This is a genomic window from Streptomyces sp. NPDC017056, assembly GCF_044332485.1.
Taxonomy (GTDB): domain Bacteria; phylum Actinomycetota; class Actinomycetes; order Streptomycetales; family Streptomycetaceae; genus Streptomyces.
Genome location: NZ_JBIRPD010000003.1, coordinates 62,218 through 81,156, shown reverse-complemented (window position 1 = coordinate 81,156; position 18,939 = coordinate 62,218). Strand labels below are relative to the sequence as shown.

General features: G+C 73.4%; 15 protein-coding genes and 4 tRNA genes. 8 read left to right on the top strand and 11 right to left on the bottom strand.

Going from position 1 to position 18,939, the window contains the following annotated elements:
- Positions 1–225 precede the first annotated feature (225 nt).
- The 3 genes from ACH4OW_RS06040 to ACH4OW_RS06030 all read left to right on the top strand — a co-directional run bounded on the left by ACH4OW_RS06040 (position 226) and on the right by ACH4OW_RS06030 (position 3,198).
- Positions 226–1,584: an aspartate aminotransferase family protein gene (locus ACH4OW_RS06040; RefSeq protein WP_398025329.1), complete on the top strand. Its 1,359-nt coding sequence runs from the start codon at positions 226–228 to the stop codon at positions 1,582–1,584.
- A gap of 233 nt (positions 1,585–1,817) precedes the next feature.
- Entirely contained in the window at positions 1,818–2,495 is a 678-nt protein-coding gene (locus ACH4OW_RS06035; protein ID WP_360135939.1) for a GntR family transcriptional regulator, read from the top strand.
- A gap of 52 nt (positions 2,496–2,547) precedes the next feature.
- Positions 2,548–3,198 carry a hypothetical protein gene (locus ACH4OW_RS06030; RefSeq protein WP_360135941.1) on the top strand — a complete coding sequence of 217 codons (651 nt, stop codon included), beginning with the start codon at positions 2,548–2,550 and terminating at the stop codon, positions 3,196–3,198.
- Positions 3,199–3,479: 281 nt separating this feature from the next.
- Here the strand turns inward: ACH4OW_RS06030 and ACH4OW_RS06025 are convergent, their stop codons facing one another.
- Positions 3,480–4,223 (bottom strand): SLATT domain-containing protein, encoded by a 744-nt coding sequence (locus ACH4OW_RS06025; protein ID WP_360135943.1) that lies wholly within the window; start codon positions 4,221–4,223, stop codon positions 3,480–3,482.
- A 593-nt stretch (positions 4,224–4,816) separates the two neighbouring features.
- Between ACH4OW_RS06025 and purD the strand changes: the two genes are divergently transcribed.
- The 3 genes from purD to ACH4OW_RS06010 all read left to right on the top strand — a co-directional run bounded on the left by purD (position 4,817) and on the right by ACH4OW_RS06010 (position 10,236).
- Positions 4,817–6,076, top strand: a complete 1,260-nt coding sequence (purD, locus tag ACH4OW_RS06020) for a phosphoribosylamine--glycine ligase (RefSeq protein ID WP_398025326.1) — start codon at positions 4,817–4,819, stop codon at positions 6,074–6,076.
- A 483-nt stretch (positions 6,077–6,559) separates the two neighbouring features.
- Positions 6,560–8,467 carry a hypothetical protein gene (locus ACH4OW_RS06015; RefSeq protein ID WP_398025975.1) on the top strand — a complete coding sequence of 636 codons (1,908 nt, stop codon included), beginning with the start codon at positions 6,560–6,562 and terminating at the stop codon, positions 8,465–8,467.
- Positions 8,468–8,757: 290 nt separating this feature from the next.
- Entirely contained in the window at positions 8,758–10,236 is a 1,479-nt protein-coding gene (locus ACH4OW_RS06010; RefSeq protein ID WP_398025324.1) for a N,N-dimethylformamidase beta subunit family domain-containing protein, read from the top strand.
- A gap of 29 nt (positions 10,237–10,265) precedes the next feature.
- Here the strand turns inward: ACH4OW_RS06010 and ACH4OW_RS06005 are convergent, their stop codons facing one another.
- Positions 10,266–11,186, bottom strand: a complete 921-nt coding sequence (locus ACH4OW_RS06005) for a LysR family transcriptional regulator (protein ID WP_398025322.1) — start codon at positions 11,184–11,186, stop codon at positions 10,266–10,268.
- Positions 11,187–11,286: 100 nt separating this feature from the next.
- On the opposite strand from ACH4OW_RS06005, the gene ACH4OW_RS06000 reads away from it, so the two are divergent.
- Entirely contained in the window at positions 11,287–12,576 is a 1,290-nt protein-coding gene (locus tag ACH4OW_RS06000) for an MFS transporter (RefSeq protein WP_398025320.1), read from the top strand.
- 122 nt (positions 12,577–12,698) lie between these two features.
- Complete coding sequence (locus ACH4OW_RS05995; RefSeq protein WP_360135952.1) at positions 12,699–13,598, top strand: phosphoribosylaminoimidazolesuccinocarboxamide synthase; 900 nt, start codon at positions 12,699–12,701, stop codon at positions 13,596–13,598.
- Between the two features lie 44 nt (positions 13,599–13,642).
- Here ACH4OW_RS05995 and ACH4OW_RS05990 read toward each other — a convergent pair.
- The 9 genes from ACH4OW_RS05990 to ACH4OW_RS05950 all read right to left on the bottom strand — a co-directional run bounded on the left by ACH4OW_RS05990 (position 13,643) and on the right by ACH4OW_RS05950 (position 18,723).
- Positions 13,643–13,715: transfer RNA gene (locus tag ACH4OW_RS05990), tRNA-Gly, on the bottom strand.
- Positions 13,716–13,749: 34 nt separating this feature from the next.
- A complete protein-coding gene (locus ACH4OW_RS05985) occupies positions 13,750–14,391 on the bottom strand; it encodes a response regulator transcription factor (RefSeq protein WP_360136051.1) in 642 nt (213 codons plus the stop codon).
- 55 nt (positions 14,392–14,446) lie between these two features.
- A complete protein-coding gene (locus ACH4OW_RS05980; protein WP_398025317.1) occupies positions 14,447–15,859 on the bottom strand; it encodes a sensor histidine kinase in 1,413 nt (470 codons plus the stop codon).
- 2 nt (positions 15,860–15,861) lie between these two features.
- Positions 15,862–16,668, bottom strand: coding sequence for an ABC transporter permease (locus tag ACH4OW_RS05975; protein ID WP_398025315.1), 807 nt, complete (start codon positions 16,666–16,668; stop codon positions 15,862–15,864).
- On the bottom strand, positions 16,665–17,636 hold the full coding sequence (locus tag ACH4OW_RS05970) for an ABC transporter ATP-binding protein (RefSeq protein WP_360135958.1): 972 nt from the start codon (positions 17,634–17,636) through the stop codon (positions 16,665–16,667). The genes ACH4OW_RS05975 and ACH4OW_RS05970 overlap by 4 nt, the downstream gene beginning before the upstream one ends.
- A 221-nt stretch (positions 17,637–17,857) precedes the next feature.
- A tRNA-Gly gene (locus tag ACH4OW_RS05965) sits at positions 17,858–17,930 on the bottom strand.
- A gap of 75 nt (positions 17,931–18,005) precedes the next feature.
- Positions 18,006–18,077, bottom strand: a tRNA-Gly gene (locus ACH4OW_RS05960).
- Between the two features lie 45 nt (positions 18,078–18,122).
- Positions 18,123–18,194: transfer RNA gene (locus tag ACH4OW_RS05955), tRNA-Gly, on the bottom strand.
- Between the two features lie 208 nt (positions 18,195–18,402).
- Positions 18,403–18,723: an Lsr2 family protein gene (locus ACH4OW_RS05950; protein ID WP_360135960.1), complete on the bottom strand. Its 321-nt coding sequence runs from the start codon at positions 18,721–18,723 to the stop codon at positions 18,403–18,405.
- Between the last annotated feature and the right edge of the window lie 216 nt (positions 18,724–18,939).

Below are 18,939 nucleotides of genomic sequence, written 5' to 3'. Positions count from 1 at the left end.
TAACGCGGGCCCCCACGGCGGCGTCCCCTCCCACTCCACCGCGCCGCCCGACTTCTCCGCCCCCGGCCTGCCTGGAGGTTCCTACAGCCCCACCGACAGTCTGTAAGCGGCCGTCGTGCGTGCCATACACAGTGTCGGTACCGACCGGTGTGTCCCGGTCCCTAGGCTGACGGCGTCCGCCGATCCGTGTCCCCGGGCGGGCCCGAGCGATCCGAGGTAGTGACCGTGAGCACGACGCAACCCGACCCGGCAGCCGGCGCGGCGGTCAAGGCCGCCGACCGCGCGCACGTCTTCCACTCCTGGTCCGCGCAGGGCCTGATCGACCCGCTGGCGGTCGCCGGCGCCGAGGGCTCGTACTTCTGGGACTACGACGGCAACCGCTACCTCGACTTCTCCTCCCAGCTGGTCAACACCAACATCGGCCACCAGCACCCGAAGGTCGTCGCCGCGATCCGGGAACAGGCCGGCAAGCTGTGCACCATCGCGCCCGGCTTCGCCGTGGACGTCCGCTCCGAGGCCGCCCGCCTGGTGGCCGAGCGCACCCCCGGCGACCTCGACAAGATCTTCTTCACCAACGGCGGCGCCGAGGCCGTGGAGAACGCGGTACGGATGGCCCGGCTGCACACCGGCCGTACCAAGGTGCTGTCCACGTACCGCTCCTACCACGGCGCCACCGCCGCCGCGATCAACCTGACCGGCGACCCGCGCCGCTGGCCCTCCGACACCGCCTCGGCCGGTGTCGTGCACTTCTGGGGCCCCTTCGCGTACCGCTCGCCCTTCCACGCGGAGAACGAGGCCCAGGAGTGCGAGCGCGCCCTCGCGCACCTGGAGGACACGATCGCCTTCGAGGGGCCGCAGTCGGTCGCCGCGGTCATCCTGGAGACCGTCCCCGGAACCGCCGGGATCATGGTCCCTCCCCCCGGCTACCTGGCCGGCGTCCGCGAGATCTGCGACCGGCACGGCATCGTCTTCATCCTCGACGAGGTCATGGCGGGCTTCGGCCGTACGGGCCGCTGGTTCGCCGTCGACCACTTCGGCGTCACGCCGGACCTGCTGGCCTTCGCCAAGGGCGTCAACTCCGGCTACGTACCGCTGGGCGGCGTCGCCATCTCCGCCGAGATCGCCGCCACCTTCGACCAGCGCCCCTACCCGGGCGGCCTGACGTACTCGGGGCACCCGCTGGCCTGCGCCTCCGCCGTCGCCACGATCAACGCGATGGCCGAGGAGAAGATCGTGGAGAACGCCGCGGCGATCGGCGAGCAGGTCATCGGCCCGGAGCTGCGCGCCATCGCGGAGCGCCACCCGTCGGTCGGCGAGGTGCGCGGCCTGGGCGTCTTCTGGGCGCTGGAGCTGGTCAAGGACAAGACCACGCGCGAGCCGCTCGTCCCGTACAACGCGTCGGGCGCGGCCAACGCGCCCATGGCCGAGTTCGCGGCGGCCTGCAAGCGTGGCGGCCTGTGGCCCTTCGTGAACATGAACCGCACCCACGTCGTACCGCCCTGCACGATCACCGAGGCGGAGGCCAAGGAGGGCCTGGCCGCACTGGACGAGGCGCTGACGGCAGCAGACGCCCACACGGTCTGAACCGCCCCGCGCCACCCGTACGCGGAGGCCCCCGGCGCCCGCCGCGTACGGGTGGCGCGGGGGCCGCTGGGCGCTCGCCGGGGACCTCCGCGCGCCCAGCGGCCCCGAGCCGCCCCATGCACCACCGTCGCCCCGCCCGCACCCCTCGCTTATCGTGAGGGCCAGGGCCGCTCTCCTCGCACGCGGTCACACGGACCAGCCGGCCCGCAGGGCCGCCGAAGGAGACGGACACGATGCCCGCCGGCCCAGGCAGCGGAGTCATACGGCGCAACACACTGCGCCAGCAGATCGCCGATGCCCTGCGCGACGAGGTGCTGGCCGGGCGGCTGCCCTGCGGACACCAGTTCACGGTCAAGGAGATCGCCGAGCAGTACGGGGTCTCCGCGACGCCCGTGCGCGAGGCGCTGCTCGACCTGTGCGCCCAGGGCCTCCTGGACGTCGAACAGCACCGCGGTTTCCGTGTGCACGCCTTCACCGCCACCGACTACCGGGCCATGGTCGAAGCCCGCACACTGATCATCGAAGGCATCTTCCGCACCCGCGCCGAACGCGCGCTGAGCACCGCGCCCGCCGCGGTCCTGGTGTCGGTGAGACGCCGCGCCGAGGAGGCCGAACGGGCAGCGCGGGCCGGCGACTTGGACGTACTGATCGGGTACGACCTGCGGTTCTGGCGTGAACTGGGCAGCCTGGTGGGGAACCCGTACATCAGCGACTTCCTGGACCGGGTACGCGTGCAGAGCTGGGTCTTCGCCGTGCCGCTGCTGCGGCGCGAGACCAGCCTGCGCGGCCGGCTGTGGCACGGCCACCGCGACCTGGTCGCCGCCGTCGTCCGGCACGACCTGCCGGAAGCACAGCGGCTGGTACGCGAATACAACGAGCATTCCCTCGCCCTCGTCGGGGGACCCTCCTAGCACTACGCTGTCCCGACCTGCCCCCCACCCGACTGGAAGCGAGCCTTATCTCGTGGCATGTGACCTGTGGCTGGTCCCCCTTGTCGATGTGCTGTGCCACAGCCCCGACAACCCCTTTTCCGAAGAGATCGCGGCCTACGACAAGGCCCTCACGGAAGCGGGCCTGCCGCCCGTCCCCGTCTTCAGCTACATGCCGGGCCTCTCCGGGGACGTCGCCCCGGTCGCGGGCTTCGACTACGACGCGCTGCACTTCCTGCGCCGCGCGTACCTGCTGCGGATCTGCGGGCTGGAGGTGACGCCGGTGGACGAACTGGGCGGGGACTACGAGCAGTTGCTGGAGATGTTCGAGACCACGGCCCAGGAGTCGCACCTGGTGTGGCACTACGACCACGCAGGGGCGTACGTCCCGGTCGACTTCCCGCACCCGCTGGCCAACGACGAGCTGCTGGAGGGCGGCGGGCCGCTGGGGTCCGCGCACGGCCTGCTGCGTGATCTCGAACTGGTCGCGCCGTCCATCGGTATCGATCCGGCCAATCCGCCGGCCGCACCGGAACCGCCGTCCCGGCCCACGACGCTGGAGGAACGCGTCGAGGGGCTGCCCCTCGACGACAGCCCGTACGCGCGGGAACGGCACGTATGGCTGGGGCTGCACGCCGCGGCGACGCGCAGCCTGGGCCAAGGCTCGATGATCGTCTTCAGCTGACGGCCGCACCACCGCCGCCGGTACCTCCGGACTTTCCCCTCAATGTGCGGTGCCTGGTGGGCTCGCCTTTCGTTATGCGGTGACCGGCAGGCTTGGCTCTAGCTGTGCGGTGCCCGGTGGTCTTGGCTCTCGCTGTGCGGTGCTCGGCGGGCCTTGCCTCTCGCTGTGCGGTGCCAGCTCACCTCCCGCTGTGCGGTGCCCGGCGTCCGGTATCCGGTACGCGGCGGGGCGCGTCAGGCACGCGGTACGCCCGTCCGGCAGTGCGCGCGCGGGCGTGCGCCTCACCGCGGCGGCTCCGGCGGCCGCTGCCGCGGCATGTTCGGGCGGGTGCCCGGCGGCAGGCTGATCCGGCCGGGCTGCGGCACGGACTCCGGCCGCTGCGCCCACTGCGCCGACGCCCGGGCGGCCGGCGGCAGGGGACCGGACCGGAACTGCGCCATCCAGTCCGCGGTCTCCGCCCGTACGAGCTCCGCGACGTCCTCGTTGAACCGCCGCAGCACCCCGAGACAGCGCTCCGCCGCCTCGCTGGCCGTGCCGTCCGTCGGGCCGAGGACCTCGCGCACGTTCTCCGAAGCCCACTCGAACTGGAGTGCGTCCAGCCGACGTTGCACCGCCTGCGCGGTTGCCACGTCCCGCATCCAGCCGGCCGTCACGCCGAAGAACCGGTCGCTGCCCACGCACACCGCCGCCACCAGCAGCGCCAGATACCCCCACTTCGCGCCCCCGGGAGCCGCCCCGGTCAGGTCGAGCAACGGCACCAGGCCGCCCACCGCCACCCCGGCCGCGGCGCCCAGCCGCAGCCCGCGCGCCGCGCGCCGCTTGGCCACCCGGTCGCGCAGGTACCAGGAAGCGGCCTGCAAGGCCCCCTCCTCGACCCAGTGGTACAGCTCATCGAGGCGCTCAGCCGGCTCCCCCCAGTCCCCGAGCGGGAAGGGGCGGCCCCCCAGGTCGCCGCGACCGCGGTCGCCCCCAGGCCCGCGCTCCTCCCGAGGGGGCCCCTCGGGCTGCATCTCCGGCTGACTCACCCGTGCACTCCCTCAAGCAGATACGTGCGATGCGCGCGGTACGTAACGAGACAACCGATGCGCACCCACCTTCCTACCGCCGAACGGTGGGCCTCGCCCCCAAGATCGCTTTATTTCCGCCCGGAAGTGGGGCGGACTCCGGTATAGGACCGTGCCGCCTCTCACTCGAAAGAGTTGCCCCGGTCAGGGCCTGGCTCCGGCCGCCGGGGTTCTGGCCGACCGCCCTCGGGTAAGCCCCCGCCGGGGGATGGGGGTGTTCGAGGGCCCTGGAGGCGGCCGCCTGGCGCGCCGGCTCGGGGCCCGGCCCCGGCTCGGCACCCGGCTCGGCTCCGGCCCCGCCCCTCGGGGTTCTGGCCGCCCGCCCTCGGGTAAGCCCCCGCCGGGGGGATAGGGGTGTTCGACGGCCCTGGAGGTGGCCACCTGGCGCGCCGACTCGGGGCCCGGCCCGGCTCGGCACCCGGCTCGATTCGGCACCCGGCCCCGACTCGGCGCCCGCCCCGGGCCTGCCCCACCCCCGCCCCATCCCTGCCCCGTCCTGCCCCGGGCCCGCCCCGGGACCGTCCGGTCGTGGTGGGGGCGACTAGGCTGCTCACGTGAAGGTCCTCGTCATCGGCGGCGGCGCCCGCGAACACGCCCTGTGCCGCTCACTGTCCCTCGACCCCGACGTCACCGCGCTGCACTGCGCCCCCGGCAACGCCGGCATCGCGGAAGTGGCCGAGCTGCACACCGTCGACGCCGTCGACGGTGCGGCCGTGGCGGAGCTGGCGCGGCGCCTGGAAGCGGACCTGGTGGTCGTCGGCCCCGAGGCGCCGCTGGTCGCCGGGGTCGCCGACGCCGTCCGCGAGCACGGCATCCCGGTCTTCGGCCCGTCCGCGCGGGCGGCCGAGCTGGAGGGTTCCAAGGCGTTCGCCAAGGACGTGATGGCCGCCGCCGGGGTGCCCACGGCGCGCAGCTATCTGTGCACCACCCCGGAGGAGATCGACGCCGCGCTGGACGCGTTCGGCGCCCCGTACGTGGTCAAGGACGACGGGCTGGCGGCCGGCAAGGGCGTCGTGGTCACCGAGGACGTCGCGGTTGCCCGCGCGCACGCGCTGGCCTGCGACCGTGTGGTCATCGAGGAGTTCCTCGACGGGCCGGAGGTCTCCCTCTTCGCCGTGACCGACGGCGAGACCGTCGTACCGCTCACGCCCGCCCAGGACTTCAAGCGCGCCCACGACGGCGACGAAGGTCCGAACACCGGCGGTATGGGCGCCTACAGCCCGCTGCCCTGGGCGGACCCCAAGCTGGTCGACGAGGTGCAGCAGACCGTGTTGCAGCCCACCGTCGACGAGATGCGCCGCCGCGGCACGCCGTTCTCCGGGCTGCTGTACGCGGGGCTGGCGATCACCTCGCGCGGCGTGCGCGTCATCGAGTTCAACGCGCGCTTCGGCGACCCGGAGACCCAGGTCGTCCTCGCCCGGCTCCGCACCCCGCTCTCCGTGCTGCTGCACGCGGCGGCGACCGGCACGCTGGCCGCCCTGCCGCCGCTGCGCTGGAGTGACGACGCCGCGGTCACCGTCGTCGTCGCCGCGCACAACTACCCGGGTACGCCGCGTACCGGCGACCCGATCGGCGGGCTCACCGAGGTCGCCGAGCTGGACGCCCCCGGCGCGTACGTCCTGCACGCGGGGACGAAGAAGGACGCCGCCACCGGCGAGGTCGTCAGCGCGGGCGGCCGGGTGCTGTCCGTGACGGCGACCGGCGTCGATCTGGCCGCGGCCCGGGAGCGGGCCTACCGGGCGGCCGGCCGGATCTCGCTGGACGGTTCGCACCACCGCACGGACATCGCGGCGCGGGCGGCCGGCCAGGACTGAGCCGACCGGGAGCGAGCCGAACGGGACTGGGCCGGTCGGGAGTGGGCCGGCCGCCGTCCCACGCGGGCCGCCGTCCCACGTCGGCCGCCGTCCCGTGCCGGCCGCCGTCCCACGCGGGCCGCCGTCCCACGTCGGCCGCCGTCCCGTGCCGGCCGCCGTATTCGGCCGGTACGAGGCTTCCCCCGGCTTTACCCAAAGCCATTCCATCGAGTGACCGCACCGCTATCCGGCTGACGGGGAGGCAACCCCCAACTAGGGTTCCCCGCAAGCGTCCTGTGGCGCCCGTGCCGCCCGGCGGCACGGCTGCCGCTGTGGCGTCCGGCAAGTGGCTCACCGGCATTGCGATGTCAGTGGCCGGTGCCACAGTGGTGGAGAGTGAGCAATGCGGCCGGAGGCCCTCCACGCCCCCGGCGCCGTTGCCCCGCTCTCGTCGTCCCGTGTTCTCTCCGTCCCGTTCGATCAGGGCAGCAGGGGGTGTACAGGCTGGTGGCAGGTCCGGAAGCAGGAGCTGAGGCGGCGCGCGCCCGCGCGCTCGCGGTGCTGCGGATCCGCGGCGCGGCGCTGGGCGTGGCCCTGGTGCCGGCGGCGGTGGCCGTGGTGCTGCTCGTCGGCGGGCTGACCGGGCGCATCGGCCGCGCGGATCCGGTCACGAGCTCCGGTGGCTGGGATACGGCGCGCTGGGTCGTGACGGGTCTCGCGCTGGTCGTGCTGCTGCTGGCGGCGCTGGTCACGGCCGTCGTCGTACGGGCCAGGCCGGCGCTCAGCCCGTCCGTGCCGATAGCGGAGGCGTCGGCGCCCGACCTGTACCGCCTCGTCCGGGATCTGGCCGATCGCCTGGAGGTGCCCGCACCGTCCGCGATAGCCCTGACGCCGGACTGCGACAGCTGGCTGGAGGACCGTACGCACCGCGCGCACGGGCCGCCGCACGGCAAGGCGGCGGGCGGCGGCGCGGCGAACGCCGGAGCGCGGGTGGGTGCGCGCGCCGCCCAGGCGCCGGTCCTGGTGATCGGCTCGCCGTTCATGTGGTGGATGCGGGTCGCCGAGCTGCGGGCGCTGCTGGCGCCCGTCGTGGCCGGCACCGGGCCGTCCGCCAACCCGGACATAGCCGCGGCCCGGCGCTTCGTGCGGGGGCTGGACGCCGCGGTGGCGGTCTCGGCGCGGGGCAAGGGGCCGCTGCGCGCGCCGGCGGCTGCGTTCGTCGGCTGGGTCGCGCGTCTGCTGCTGCGGGCCTGCCGGGAGCACGCCACGGAGATGGAGCGGTGCGTCGCGGCCGCCGCCTCCGAGCGGGCCCAGAGCGTCGACTACGGCCTGCGGATCGTCGCCCAGGAGCAGGTCGGCCTGGCGTACGCGGGCTGGGACCGGCTGCTGACCAGGGTCGCGCTGCCGGCCTGGCGGATGGGCCGCTGGCCCTCCCGGCTGGATGCCGGGGTGGTGTCCGCGCTCACCGAGCTGTCCCGCCGTGACCGGTTGGCCGAAGGTTTCACCTCGCGGCTGGGCGAGCGCCCCGCGTGCGACCTCCTGGAGGAGCCCGGTGCGGTCGACCGCGCCGCCTCCCTGCTCGCCGCCCGCCTCTTCCACGGTGGCCCGGCCGAGCCGGGCCCCGACTGGTCGCCGGTCGGCTGGCAGCAGTATCCGGAGGAGGTCGTCGACCGTAAGTGGCGCTTGGAGGCGGCCAGGCTGCACCGTGCGCTGGACGCCCTTCCGCCGGTCGCGGCCGGTGGTTCCCAGCCCCGGGCCGGCCGCCGCGTACCGCGCCTGCTGCCGGAGCCGTCGGCGCCGCGGGATCAGCCCGTGCCCGCCGAGGCGCCCCCGGAGGCGGAGACGGAGACGGGGGCGGAGACGGGGGCCGAGGCGGGGGCGGACACAGAGATGGTTACTGCCATGGGGTCGGCGGCCGTTCCGCCTGCCGATCCGGGTCCGGAGAGTTCCGCGCCGACGCTCATACGGGTCATCGAGCGGCTGGTGGCCGACGAGCGGGCGGGGGATCTGGTGGCCGCCCGGCTGGGGGCCGAGCTGGCGCGCGAGGAGCGCGCCGAGGCGGCCCGCCAGGCGGCCCGCGAGCCTGCGGGCGACGGGCCGGACGCCGGTGTGACCTGGGGTGACGGTCTCGCCGACGGGCTGCCGCTGTTCCCGATGCAGCCCCCGCGCACGGGCCGCGAGCTGCTCGCCGACCATGTCACGGCGATGGTCTGCTGCGCCGCCGTGGACACCGCCGGCGCCGCCCCCGGCCTGGACTGGCTGGACGGACCGATACTGCTCGTCGACGGCGCCCGCCGCTCGGACCTGGCCCACCCGGTGCTCCGGCTCGTCGACGACGGTGACGCCGGTCCGCTCGGTGAGTGGCTGGGCGAGGTCGGCGTGCGGCCCGAGAAGCCGGTCAGACTCGTGTGAGGGGCGCCAAGGGCGCGCGGGGAGCGTACGGGGGCGCATTCGGGGGCATTCAGAAGCTGGGTGCGCCCGTTTCCGGTGGCCACTCCGCATCACCCGCACGACCGGGCTGAATGTTTCCCTCCAGTTCGCCGTTCATGGCCGGAACCCTCGCTAATTCACGACGAAGGGTGACGGGATGAGTGCGTAATGTGATGTGCTGGGGTCGGCCCCAGTCGTTCAATCGAGCACGACATCTGAGTGCCGCGGCGGCCTGCTCAGTCGGCGGGGGGACGCAGGGAGGGGAGTACGAGGTGGGGACGGAGCAGATCCGGCGCTGGGAGTCGGGAGCGCTTGCGCACGCGGTCACGGACCCGTTCGGCCAAGGGCCGCTGCCCTGGCTGCGCGGCAGCGAGAACTACTTCGACTCCGGTCAGGTGGTTCCCTGGTACGTCGACCCGGCCGTCGTTCCCGGAGAGAAGCGCGTGCCCCCGCCCCGCTCCAGTGCGGGCCCCCGCACGGCGGACGACGTACGGCGGCAGATCAAGGGCTTCGTGAGCACCGGAGCGGTCGCCCCGGGCGAGGCCATCGACTTCCGCGTCACGGTCGACCCGCCCCAGCCGTTCAGCATCGACGTCTACCGCATCGGCCACTACGCGGGCACCGGCGCCGCGAAAATCACCACCAGCCCCCGGCTGGCCGGCATCGTGCAGCCCCCGCCGCTCACCGCCGACCGCACGGTCTCCTGCCACCACTGGTGGCTCTCCTGGCGCCTCCAGGTCCCCGCGTACTGGAAGCTGGGCGCCTATGTCGCCGTCCTGACCACCGCCGACGGCCACCGCAGCCACGTGCCCTTCACGGTCCGCGACGCGCACCCCGCCGACCTCCTGCTGCTCCTTCCGGACATCACCTGGCAGGCGTACAACCTTTACCCGGAGGACGGGCGCACGGGCGCCAGCCTCTACCACGCCTGGGACGCGGACGGCTCGCTGCTCGGCGAGGCGGACGCCGCCACCACCGTCTCCTTCGACCGCCCGTATGCCGGCGCCGGCCTGCCGCTCCACGTGGGACACGCCTACGACTTCATCCGCTGGGCCGAGCGGTACGGCTACGACCTCGCGTACGCCGACGCCCGCGACCTGCACGCCGGGCTGGTCGACCCGTCCCGCTACCGCGGCCTGGTCTTCCCCGGCCACGACGAGTACTGGTCCCAGCCCATGCGCCGGACCGCCGAACTGGCCCGCGACAGCGGCACCTCGCTGGTCTTCCTGTCCGCCAACACCATGTACTGGCAGGTCGAACTGGCCCCGTCGCCGGCCGGCCCCGACTCGCTGCTGCGCTGCCGCAAGCGCCAGGGGCCCGGCCGCCCGGCCCTGTGGCGCGAGGTGGGCGAGCCGGAACAGCAGCTGATGGGCATCCAGTACGCGGGCCGGGTGCCGGAGCCCGCGCCCCTGGTCGTCCGCAACGCGGACCACTGGATGTGGGAGGCGACCGGCGCCCACGAAGGCGACGAGCTGCCGGGCCTGGTCGCGGGCGAGGCCGACCGCTACTTTCCGCGGACGCCGCTGCCCGAGCACAGCCGCCGCATCCTGCTGGCCCACTCCCCGTACGAGGACGGCGAGGGCGCCCGCCGCCACCAGGAGACCTCGCTGTACCGGGCGCTCAGCGGCGCCCTGGTCTTCGCCTCCGGCACCTTCGCCTGGTCCCCGGCCCTGGACCGCCCCGGCCATGTCGACGAGCGCGTCCAGCGCGCCACGGCCAATCTGCTCGACCGGATCTGCAAGCGGGACTGAGCGCCCGTCCGTGGCGCGGGAGCGCGCGGTCACCGTGCCGCGAGGGGCCCCAGTTCCCGGGCCAGCGCCACCGTCAGCGCCCGGAAGATCCGTACCTCCGGGTTGGGGTCGCCGGCCCGCGTCACGAGCACGCTGTGCGCGCACGGAGCGTCCAGTACCGGTACGTACACCGTTCCCGGCCACGGGTAGTAGCGGGCGAACGACTTCAATCCCGAGCCGGCGCCGCGGCCCGCCGCGACGCTGGTCAGCACGTCGTGCGGGGTCAGCGCGCAGTCCGGCGCGCGGCGCTCGCCCTCGTCGAAGTACAGGTAGTCGGTGAACGGCCGCGGCGTGTGCCGGGGCAGCCGCAGGTACGGCAGGTCGATGATGTCCGCGACCCGTACGCCCGTCCCGGCCGCGTCCGCGAGCTGTGAGGCCGCCGGGACCGCCACGATCCGCTGCTCGGTCGTCAGGATGTCCACCTCGATGCCTTCGCTCTGGATCGCGGGCCGGACGAACGCCACGTCCACCCGGTCCTCGCGCAGCGCGCTGCAGTGCTCCGTGAAGGTCAGCTGCACCAGCTTGAGCGGCACCTCGGGCCGCGCCCGGCGGAAGGCGTTGACGGCCGCCGGGGTCACCTCGGCCGAGCCGTGCCCCATCACGCCGACCCGCAGCCCGCGCGCCGCCAGGGCCGACGCCGCCGAGGTGCGGTGCGCGGCCTCGGTCACGTCCTCCACGGCGGCGTTCGCGGCGGCCAGCAGCGTACGGGCGTGGGAGGCCAGCCGCTGCCCGGCGGCGGTCGGCCGTACGGGGCCGTTGCCGCGGTCCAGCAGCCGGGCGCCGAGCTCCCGCTCCAGCTGCTGCACGTGCTGGGTGACCGCGGCAGGCGAGAGGAAGAGCCGTGCGGCGGCCCGTCCGAAGTGACCTTCCTCGACCACCGCCAGGAAGGAAGACAGCCGTCGCAGATCCATACGTGCCACGATAAGTCGCGCGGGGCCGGGGTCGGGGGTTCCTTCACGAATCGTGAACGGAGGCGGCGCCGGGCCCCCGCCGCCTCGTACAACGGCTCCTATGAGCACGTCCTCCGCCGCCTCCCGCACCACTGCCCCCGCCGACGCCCGCGTGGGCCCCTCGGCCCGTAGGTCCGACGAACCGTTCCGCCCCCGCCACTGGCTGCGCGCGGGCTGGCTGATGACGGCCTCCGGATGGAGCGCCAACCAGTTCTCGGCCCTCCTGGGCGCCTACCGCGGCGACCTCGGCCTGACCACGGCCACCACCACCGCCCTCTTCGCGGTGTACGTCCTCGGCCTGATCCCCGGGCTGCTGCTGGGCGGTCCGCTGGCCGACCGGCGCGGCCGCCGCCCCGTCGTCTTCGCCGCGCTCGGCACGGCCGCCCTGGCGACCTGCCTCCTGATGGCGGGCCCGGCCGCCGCCTGGCTGCTGTGGCCCGGCCGCTTCCTGACCGGCCTCGGCGCCGGCACCCTGCTGACCGCGGGCAGCGTCTGGATCAAGGAACTCTCCTCCGCCCCGTACGACACGAAGGCCGCACCCGGCACGGCCGCCCGCCGCTCCGGGCTCTTCCTCTCCGCCGGCTTTGCCTCCGGAGGTCTGGCCGCCGCCCTGATCGCCCAGTGGGCACCGGCCCCGATGGTCACGGCGTACGTCCCGCACCTCGTCCTGTCGGCGGTCGCGGCGGTGGCGTCGGCCAGGGCGCCGGAGACGGTGCGTACGGCGGCGGCCCCCCACCGCGCGCCGGAAGCGGTCACCGGAGAGGGCCGGGCGCCGGGCGGGGCCGGTTCCCGCGCAGCCTTCCGGTGGCTGGTCGCCCCGCTGGCGCCCTGGGTGTTCGCCGCGCCCACCATCGCCTTCGTGACGCTTCCCGGGCTCGTCGGCGACCGCCTGGCCGGCTGGCAGACCGTGTACGCGGGCGTCGCCACCGCCGTCACGCCCGGCGCCGGCCTCCTCGTCGCGCCCCTCGCCCGGCGCCTCGCCGCCCGGCACCGCCTCGCCACCGCCGTCACCGGGCTGGCCGCCGTCGCGGCCGGCCTGCTCGTCGCCGCGCTCGCCGTCGCGTACACGCAGCCGGTTGTGGCGCTGTTCGCCGCGGTGGTGCTCGGCGGCGGCTACGGCCTGTGCGTCGCCTACGGCCTGACCGAGGTCGCGGCCCTGGCGCCCCCGCACCGGCTGGCCCGTCTCACCGCCCGCTTCTGGACCCTCGCCTACCTGGGGTTCTTCGCCCCCTACGGCATCACGTTGCTCAGCACCCGGTTCACCCCGCAGGCCGTACTCGCCGCCGCCGCGGTCCTCGCCGTGCTCACCCTGGGGGCGATCGTCCGCGGGGCGCGCCGTCTCCGGCTCTGAGGCCCGTGCCGGGACGCCGGCCGGGCACCCGCAAACCAGCCACCACCGACCCTGCGACGCCGTGATGCCCCCGCATACGGGAGAATCGAACCGACGCCTGGATCAATCTACGCGGAGGCAGCGTGTCCGGTTTTGTAGAAAAGCCCGAGGCCGTGGAGGTCCCGGGGCTCACCCACCTCCACACCGGCAAGGTGCGCGACCTCTATCAGAACGCCGCCGGTGACCTGATCATGGTCGCCAGCGACCGCATGTCCGCCTACGACTGGGTACTGCCCACCGAGATCCCCGACAAGGGCCGCGTACTGACCCAGCTCTCGCTGTGGTGGTTCGACCAGCTCGCCGACCTCGTCCCCCACCACGTCCTGTCCACGGAGCTGCCGCCCGGCGCGCCGGCCGACTGGGAGGGCCGGACGACGGTCTGCAAGTCGCTGGCGATGATCCCGGTCGAGTGCGTGGCCCGCGGCTACCTCACGGGCTCCGGCCTGGCCGAGTACGAGCAGACCCGTACCGTCTGCGGCCTGGCGCTCCCGGAGGGCCTGACCGACGGCTCCGAGCTGCCCGGGCCGATCTTCACGCCCGCCACCAAGGCCGCCGTCGGCGAGCACGACGAGAACGTGCCCTACGAGGAGGTCGCCCGCCAGATCGGCGCCGAGGTCGCCGCCCAGCTCCGGCAGTCCACCCTCGCCGTCTACGGGCGGGCCCGCGACATCGCCCGCGAGCGCGGCATCATCCTGGCGGACACCAAGTTCGAGTTCGGCTTCGACGGCTCGGAGCTGACGCTGGCGGACGAGGTCCTCACCCCGGACTCCTCCCGCTTCTGGCCCGCGGACGGGTGGCAGCCGGGCCGCCCCCAGCCCTCCTTCGACAAGCAGTTCGTCCGCGACTGGCTCACCTCGCCGGCCTCCGGCTGGGACCGCACGAGCGAGCAGCCGCCGCCGCCCCTTCCGCAGGAGACGGTCGAGCGCACCCGCGCCAAGTACGTCGAGGCGTACGAGCGGCTCACCGGCCTCGCCTGGTCGTGAGCGCGCGAAAGGCCCCGGTCGCGGTGACCGGGGCCTTTCCTCTGAGCGGACGACGAGGCTCGAACTCGCGACCTCAACCTTGGCAAGGTTGCGCTCTACCAACTGAGCTACGTCCGCCTGCCCCGCGCTCAGCGGCGCGGTGCGGGCTCCACTATAGCCAACCTCGCGCGCGGGCGATGCGCGCCGCCGCGTGCCGGTTCTCGGCGGAGAGCTTCGCGGTGGCCGAGGAGAGGTAGTTGCGGACCGTCCCCGGCGACAGCGCGGCCCGCTCCGCGATCTCCGTCACGGGGGCGCCGTTCTCCGCGTACTCCAGCACTTCCGCCTCCCGCGCGGTCAGCGGCGAGTCCCCGGCGCTGATCGCGTCGGCCGCCAACTCCGGGTCGACGTAACGGTTTCCCGCGTGCACCGCGCGGATGATCTCGGCCAGCCGCTGCGCCGAAACGGTCTTCGGGACGAACCCCCGCACCCCCGCTTCCAGGGCCCGCTTGAGGTGTCCGGGGCGCCCGTGGCTGGTTACGATCATGGTCCGGCAGCCGGGCAGCCGGCCGCGCAGGGATGTGGCCACCGCCACACCGTCGGCGCCCGGCATCTGAAGATCGAGTACGGCGACGTCGGGCTGGTGGGCGAGCGCCATCGCCAGCGCCTCGGGCCCCGAAGCGGCCTCCGCCACGACCTGGAGGTCGTCCTCCAGCGACAGCAGCGCGGCCAGCGCCCCGCGAATCAGGTGCTCGTCGTCGGCCAACAACACCCGCACGGTCTCCGGGGCCCCCGCCGCCCGCTGCGACTCCGCCATGGTCTCCGCTTCCCTCACGTCGTTCCGTCCCTCCGGCCAGGCTCCAGGCAGTGACTCACGGCCGTACCCCCGTAACGCCCGTCCGTCCTGCTACCGTCCCTGCCGCGTCGGCATCCCCGTCCTCTTCCGGCGCCCAGTCCTCGGCCAGTGGCACATGGGCCCGCAGCCAGAAGCGGCCGTCGGGGCGGGGGCCGACGGTCAGGGTGCCGCCGAGCGCGGCGAGGCGCTCCCGTAGACCGGCTATGCCGCTGCCGGCACTACGGTGCACGACGTCCTCCAGCGCACCGTCGTTCTCCATCGTGAACACCACCGCCGCTGCGGGCGGGGCGTCCGCGGCAGCCTGGGCGCCCGCCTTCCCGTCGGACGAGCCGTGGGAACGGGTCTTGTCCGTCACCACCCGCAGCGTCAGCCAGCACGTGCCCGCGTTCGCGTGCCGCAGCACGTTCGTGGTGCCCTCCCGCACCACCCAGGCCAGCACCGACTGCACCCGCTGCGGCACACCGGCACAGTCCTCCTGGTCGATCAGGCACTCCACCCCGGCGGCCCGGAGCACCGCACGTGCCCCCGCGAGCTCCACCTCCAGATCGGCCTGCCGGTAGGCGCGGACCACGTCCCGTACCTCCCGCTGGGAGTCCTGGGCCAGCTGCTGCACCTCCGCCATCTGGTCGGCGCCCTCCGGGCGCCCCTTGCGCGCCAGCCGTACCGCCAGCTCGCTCTTGAGCGCGATCACGGCCAGGTTCCGGCCGACCACGTCGTGCATGTCCCGCGCGAACCGCAGCCGTTCCTCGGCCACGGCCAGCCGGGCCTGGGCACCCTTCGCCTCGTCCAGCTCGCGCATCGCGGCGAGGATCCAGGCCCAGCTGCGGCACGTCAGCGGGGCGAAGGCGGCGGAGAGGGCGAGAGCGACCGGCAGACCTGCCACGAATTCGAGCGGGGCGCCCGCCAGCGCCATCCCCGTCGTGATCAGCACCGTGGTCACGACGTACAGCAGCGCCTGCCAGCGCTTCTTGAGCACCAGGGACAGGAGGGAGTTGAGGGGAAGGGTGGGGAACAGCATCACCGTGAACCAGTGCTCGGAGCCCGCCCGCATCCCGGATTCCTTGAACAGCATCCCGACCACGACCACCGCCGCGATCGCCAGCACCCCCGACGCGGCGATCAGCCGCCACGGCGCGGCGGTGCCGTACACGTAGTGCGACAGCCCACGCCGTACGCCGGGGATGTAGACGGCGCACTGCACCAGCCCCAGCACCGTGACCGGCAGGACCGACGTCAGGGAAGGCTGCGTGGGGGCCGTCACGGAGGCGAGCGGTGCGATCTCCCAGCCGAGGAGCATCAGCCACGGGCAGACGTACAGCGTCCACCGTGCCCACATGTAGACCTGCGCGACCCTGCCACGCCCCCGCAGTTTGCGCAGCTGCCCGTGGAACACCGGCTCCGCACCCCCGTCGTCCTCAATGCCGTTCATCGTCAGTGCCGTGGCTCCCAGCGGAACCACCGACGTACAGCAAACACCGCGAGCCCGCCCCAGACCAACGCGATGACCAGCCGCTTCAGCAGGTCGGCGGGGTCGGTCGCGCCGGTCCAGCCGTCCCGCACCAGGCCCATCACCGGCGACAGGGGCAGCAGCTCCAGGATCGAGGCGACGCGGTCGGGCAGGATGTCGAGCGGTACGACCATCCCGGAGCCGCCCAGGGATACGAAGACGAACGGCATCGTGGTCAGCTGCGCCGCTTCGGCGCTCTTGGTGATGGCCGTGGAGGCCGCCGCCATCGCCACCACGATCACCATGCCGAGGAGCACCCCCAGCAGGACCAGGTGCGGGGCCTTGGGCAGGCCCGCTTTCAGGACCAGCCCGCCGCAGACCGTCAGCAGGAGGCACTGCGCCAGCCCGATGAGCACGGTCGGCAGCGCCGTCCCGGCCAGGATCTCCCGGTCCGTCAGCTCGCCGCAGCGCAGCCGCTTGAGCACCAGTTCCTCGCGCCGCGTCACCAGCGCGCCCGTGACGGTCGAGTACACCGCGAAGACCAGCACGAAGCCGAGGGTCCCCGGTAGCAGGACCGTGCCGACCGACAGGCCGTTCTCCTGGAGCGGCATCTCGGAGACCGCCCGCTGCATGGCGAAGGCCATGATCAGGGGCATCAGCAGTGCCATGAACAAGGTGGTCTTGTTGCGGAACAGCAGCGTCAGCTCCGCGCGGGCCAGTGCGGCCAGCCGGTCGCGCGCTCCCTTGCGGGCAGGCGCCGCGGACCTCGTATCGGTGACGGCGATGCTCACTTGTCCTCCAAACCCTTGGCGATCCGCAGGAACGCCTCTTCCAGCGACGCCGAGCGGGCGTCGAGACCACGCAGTTCGATCCCCTTGTCCCGCGCCCACAGCAGTACGCCGGTCGCGGCCCGCTGCAGGTCGGAGGTCTGGAGCCGGATCGTGCGGCCCGCCGTCTCGTGTCCGTCGACACCCAGTTCCGGCAGCGGCGGCAGATCGCCCGCCAGGAAGCCGTCGGGCAGTTCGAAGGAGATCTGCGCCGGGTGGCTGGCCACCACCTCAGCGACCGTGCCGGTCGTCGCTATCCGGCCCCGGTGCATGATCGCGAGGCGGTCGGCCAGCCCCTCGGCCTCTTCCAGGTAGTGCGTGGTCAGCACGACGGTCGTGCCGTCGGCCCGCAGCTCGCGGATCAACTCCCAGGTCGCGTGGCGCGCTTCGGTGTCCAGGCCGGTGGTCGGCTCGTCGAGGAACAGCACCTCGGGCCGCCCCAGCGTCGCCATGGCCAGGTCCAGCCGCCGCCGCTCACCACCGGAGAGCATCTTGACCCGTACGTCCCGGCGCCGGGACAGGCCGACCACCTCCAGCGCCTCGTCGACCGGCCGGGCGCCGCTGGTCGTGCCGGCCCACATCCGTACGGCCTCGGCGGCCGTCAGGTCCGAGGGGAAGCCGCCCTCCTGGAGCATCACGCCGACCCGCGGCCGGACCCGGGCCCGCTCGGTGTACGGATCGTGGCCCAGCACGCGTACTTTGCCGCCGGTCGGCGCGGCCAGCCCCTCAAGCAGCTCGACGGTGGAGGTCTTGCCCGCCCCGTTCGTGCCGAGCAGGGCGAACAGCTCCCCGCGGGCGACGGAGAAATCTATGCCCCGCACCGCCTCGAAGCCCGCTTCGCTCTTCTTCTTCCGGCCGCCCCCGGACGGTCCGTACCGCCTGCGCAGCCCCGTGACGTCAATCACGTTCGTGCCGTAGTCCCCGATGTTCATGCTTCAAGGCTCCCGCCGGAACCCGGCCGGGGGCAGTGCGGCATGTCATCAGGGCAGATGACAAATGTCAGGTGGAGGTGGAGGTGGAGGTGGTCCGGGGCGCCGGGAGGGCAGGGCGGCGGGGGCGCGGCGCGCGGCGGGGGAGTGGTGCGCGGCGGCGGCGCGGTTTGCGCGGGCACACGCGAAAGGCCCCGGTCGCGGTGACCGGGGCCTTTCCTCTGAGCGGACGACGAGGCTCGAACTCGCGACCTCAACCTTGGCAAGGTTGCGCTCTACCAACTGAGCTACGTCCGCACGCATCCGACCGGCTTTCACCGGGCGGCGCGACAGCTACTCTACCTGATCCTTTGGACCGGTCGGTACTGTCGGAGCGGGTGACAGGGATTGCACACTGCGCCTCCCCCTTGGAAAGGGGGCGCTCTACTACTGAGCTACACCCGCGTGATCACCATCCACCGGGCCCGAGGGACCGGTCGATGCTGTCAGAGCGGGTGACAGGGATTGCACACTGCGCCTCCCTCTTGGAAAGAGGGCGCTCTACTACTGAGCTACACCCGCGTGACTCCTCGGGATCCGGCCTTTCGGCCTCGCCCCTCGGCGTGCTCCAGACTCTAGCTGATCAACAGGGGTGTTGTGCAACTCGGCTGCGGGGCAGCGGAACCCGGCCCGGCGGCCGGGTTCCACCGGGGTGCCGCCCGGGCGGCACCCGCCCGCCGCCGGCCAGCGGGCGGCCGGTCGGCGGGCGGGCGTCCGAGGTGTCCTGCGGTCAGTGGTTCGCCGCGTCGAACGCCTCGTAGACCTTCTTCGGGATGCGGCCTCGCGGGGGCACGTCCATGCGGTTGGACCGCGCCCAGGCGCGCACGGCGGCCGGGTCCGGCGTCACGGAGGTGTGGTGGTAGGCCCTGCCGGACTTCGACCGCTTGCGGCCGGCCTCCACGAACGGGGCGAGGGTGCCGCGCAGTTTCTTCGCATTGGCGGGATTGAGGTCGATCTCGTACGACTTCCCGTCCAAACCGAAGGTGACCGTCTCTGCGGCTTCTCCGCCTTCGATGTCATCGGAGAGCGTGACTACTACGCGCTGCGCCACGGATATCGGTCCTTTCGAGCAGCAACCCTGTGCTGACATGGCGGGATGCTGCAGATCCGGCTGATTGGGATCAATGCATTTTCATTTGTACAGCGGTGGGCATTGCATTGTGAAGCCCAGTTAATTTCCTCAGCGTGTCCTTCCGCAATGTGGACCCTAGGTCTTTTCTGAGATTTTCCCCACCGCTTACCGCGCCTGTTGCCGCACCGTGACCGC

Bases quoted from the DNA above. Each gene is read 5' to 3' on its own strand.
- ACH4OW_RS06035 (WP_360135939.1), top strand. From the start codon at position 1,818: ATGCCCGCCGGCCCAGGCAGCGGAGTCATACGGCGCAACACACTGCGC.
- ACH4OW_RS05980 (WP_398025317.1), bottom strand. From the start codon at position 15,859: ATGAACGGCATTGAGGACGACGGGGGTGCGGAGCCGGTGTTCCACGGG.
- ACH4OW_RS05970 (WP_360135958.1), bottom strand. From the start codon at position 17,636: ATGAACATCGGGGACTACGGCACGAACGTGATTGACGTCACGGGGCTG.
- ACH4OW_RS05985 (WP_360136051.1), bottom strand. From the start codon at position 14,391: ATGGCGGAGTCGCAGCGGGCGGCGGGGGCCCCGGAGACCGTGCGGGTG.
- ACH4OW_RS06005 (WP_398025322.1), bottom strand. From the start codon at position 11,186: ATGGATCTGCGACGGCTGTCTTCCTTCCTGGCGGTGGTCGAGGAAGGT.
- ACH4OW_RS06000 (WP_398025320.1), top strand. From the start codon at position 11,287: ATGAGCACGTCCTCCGCCGCCTCCCGCACCACTGCCCCCGCCGACGCC.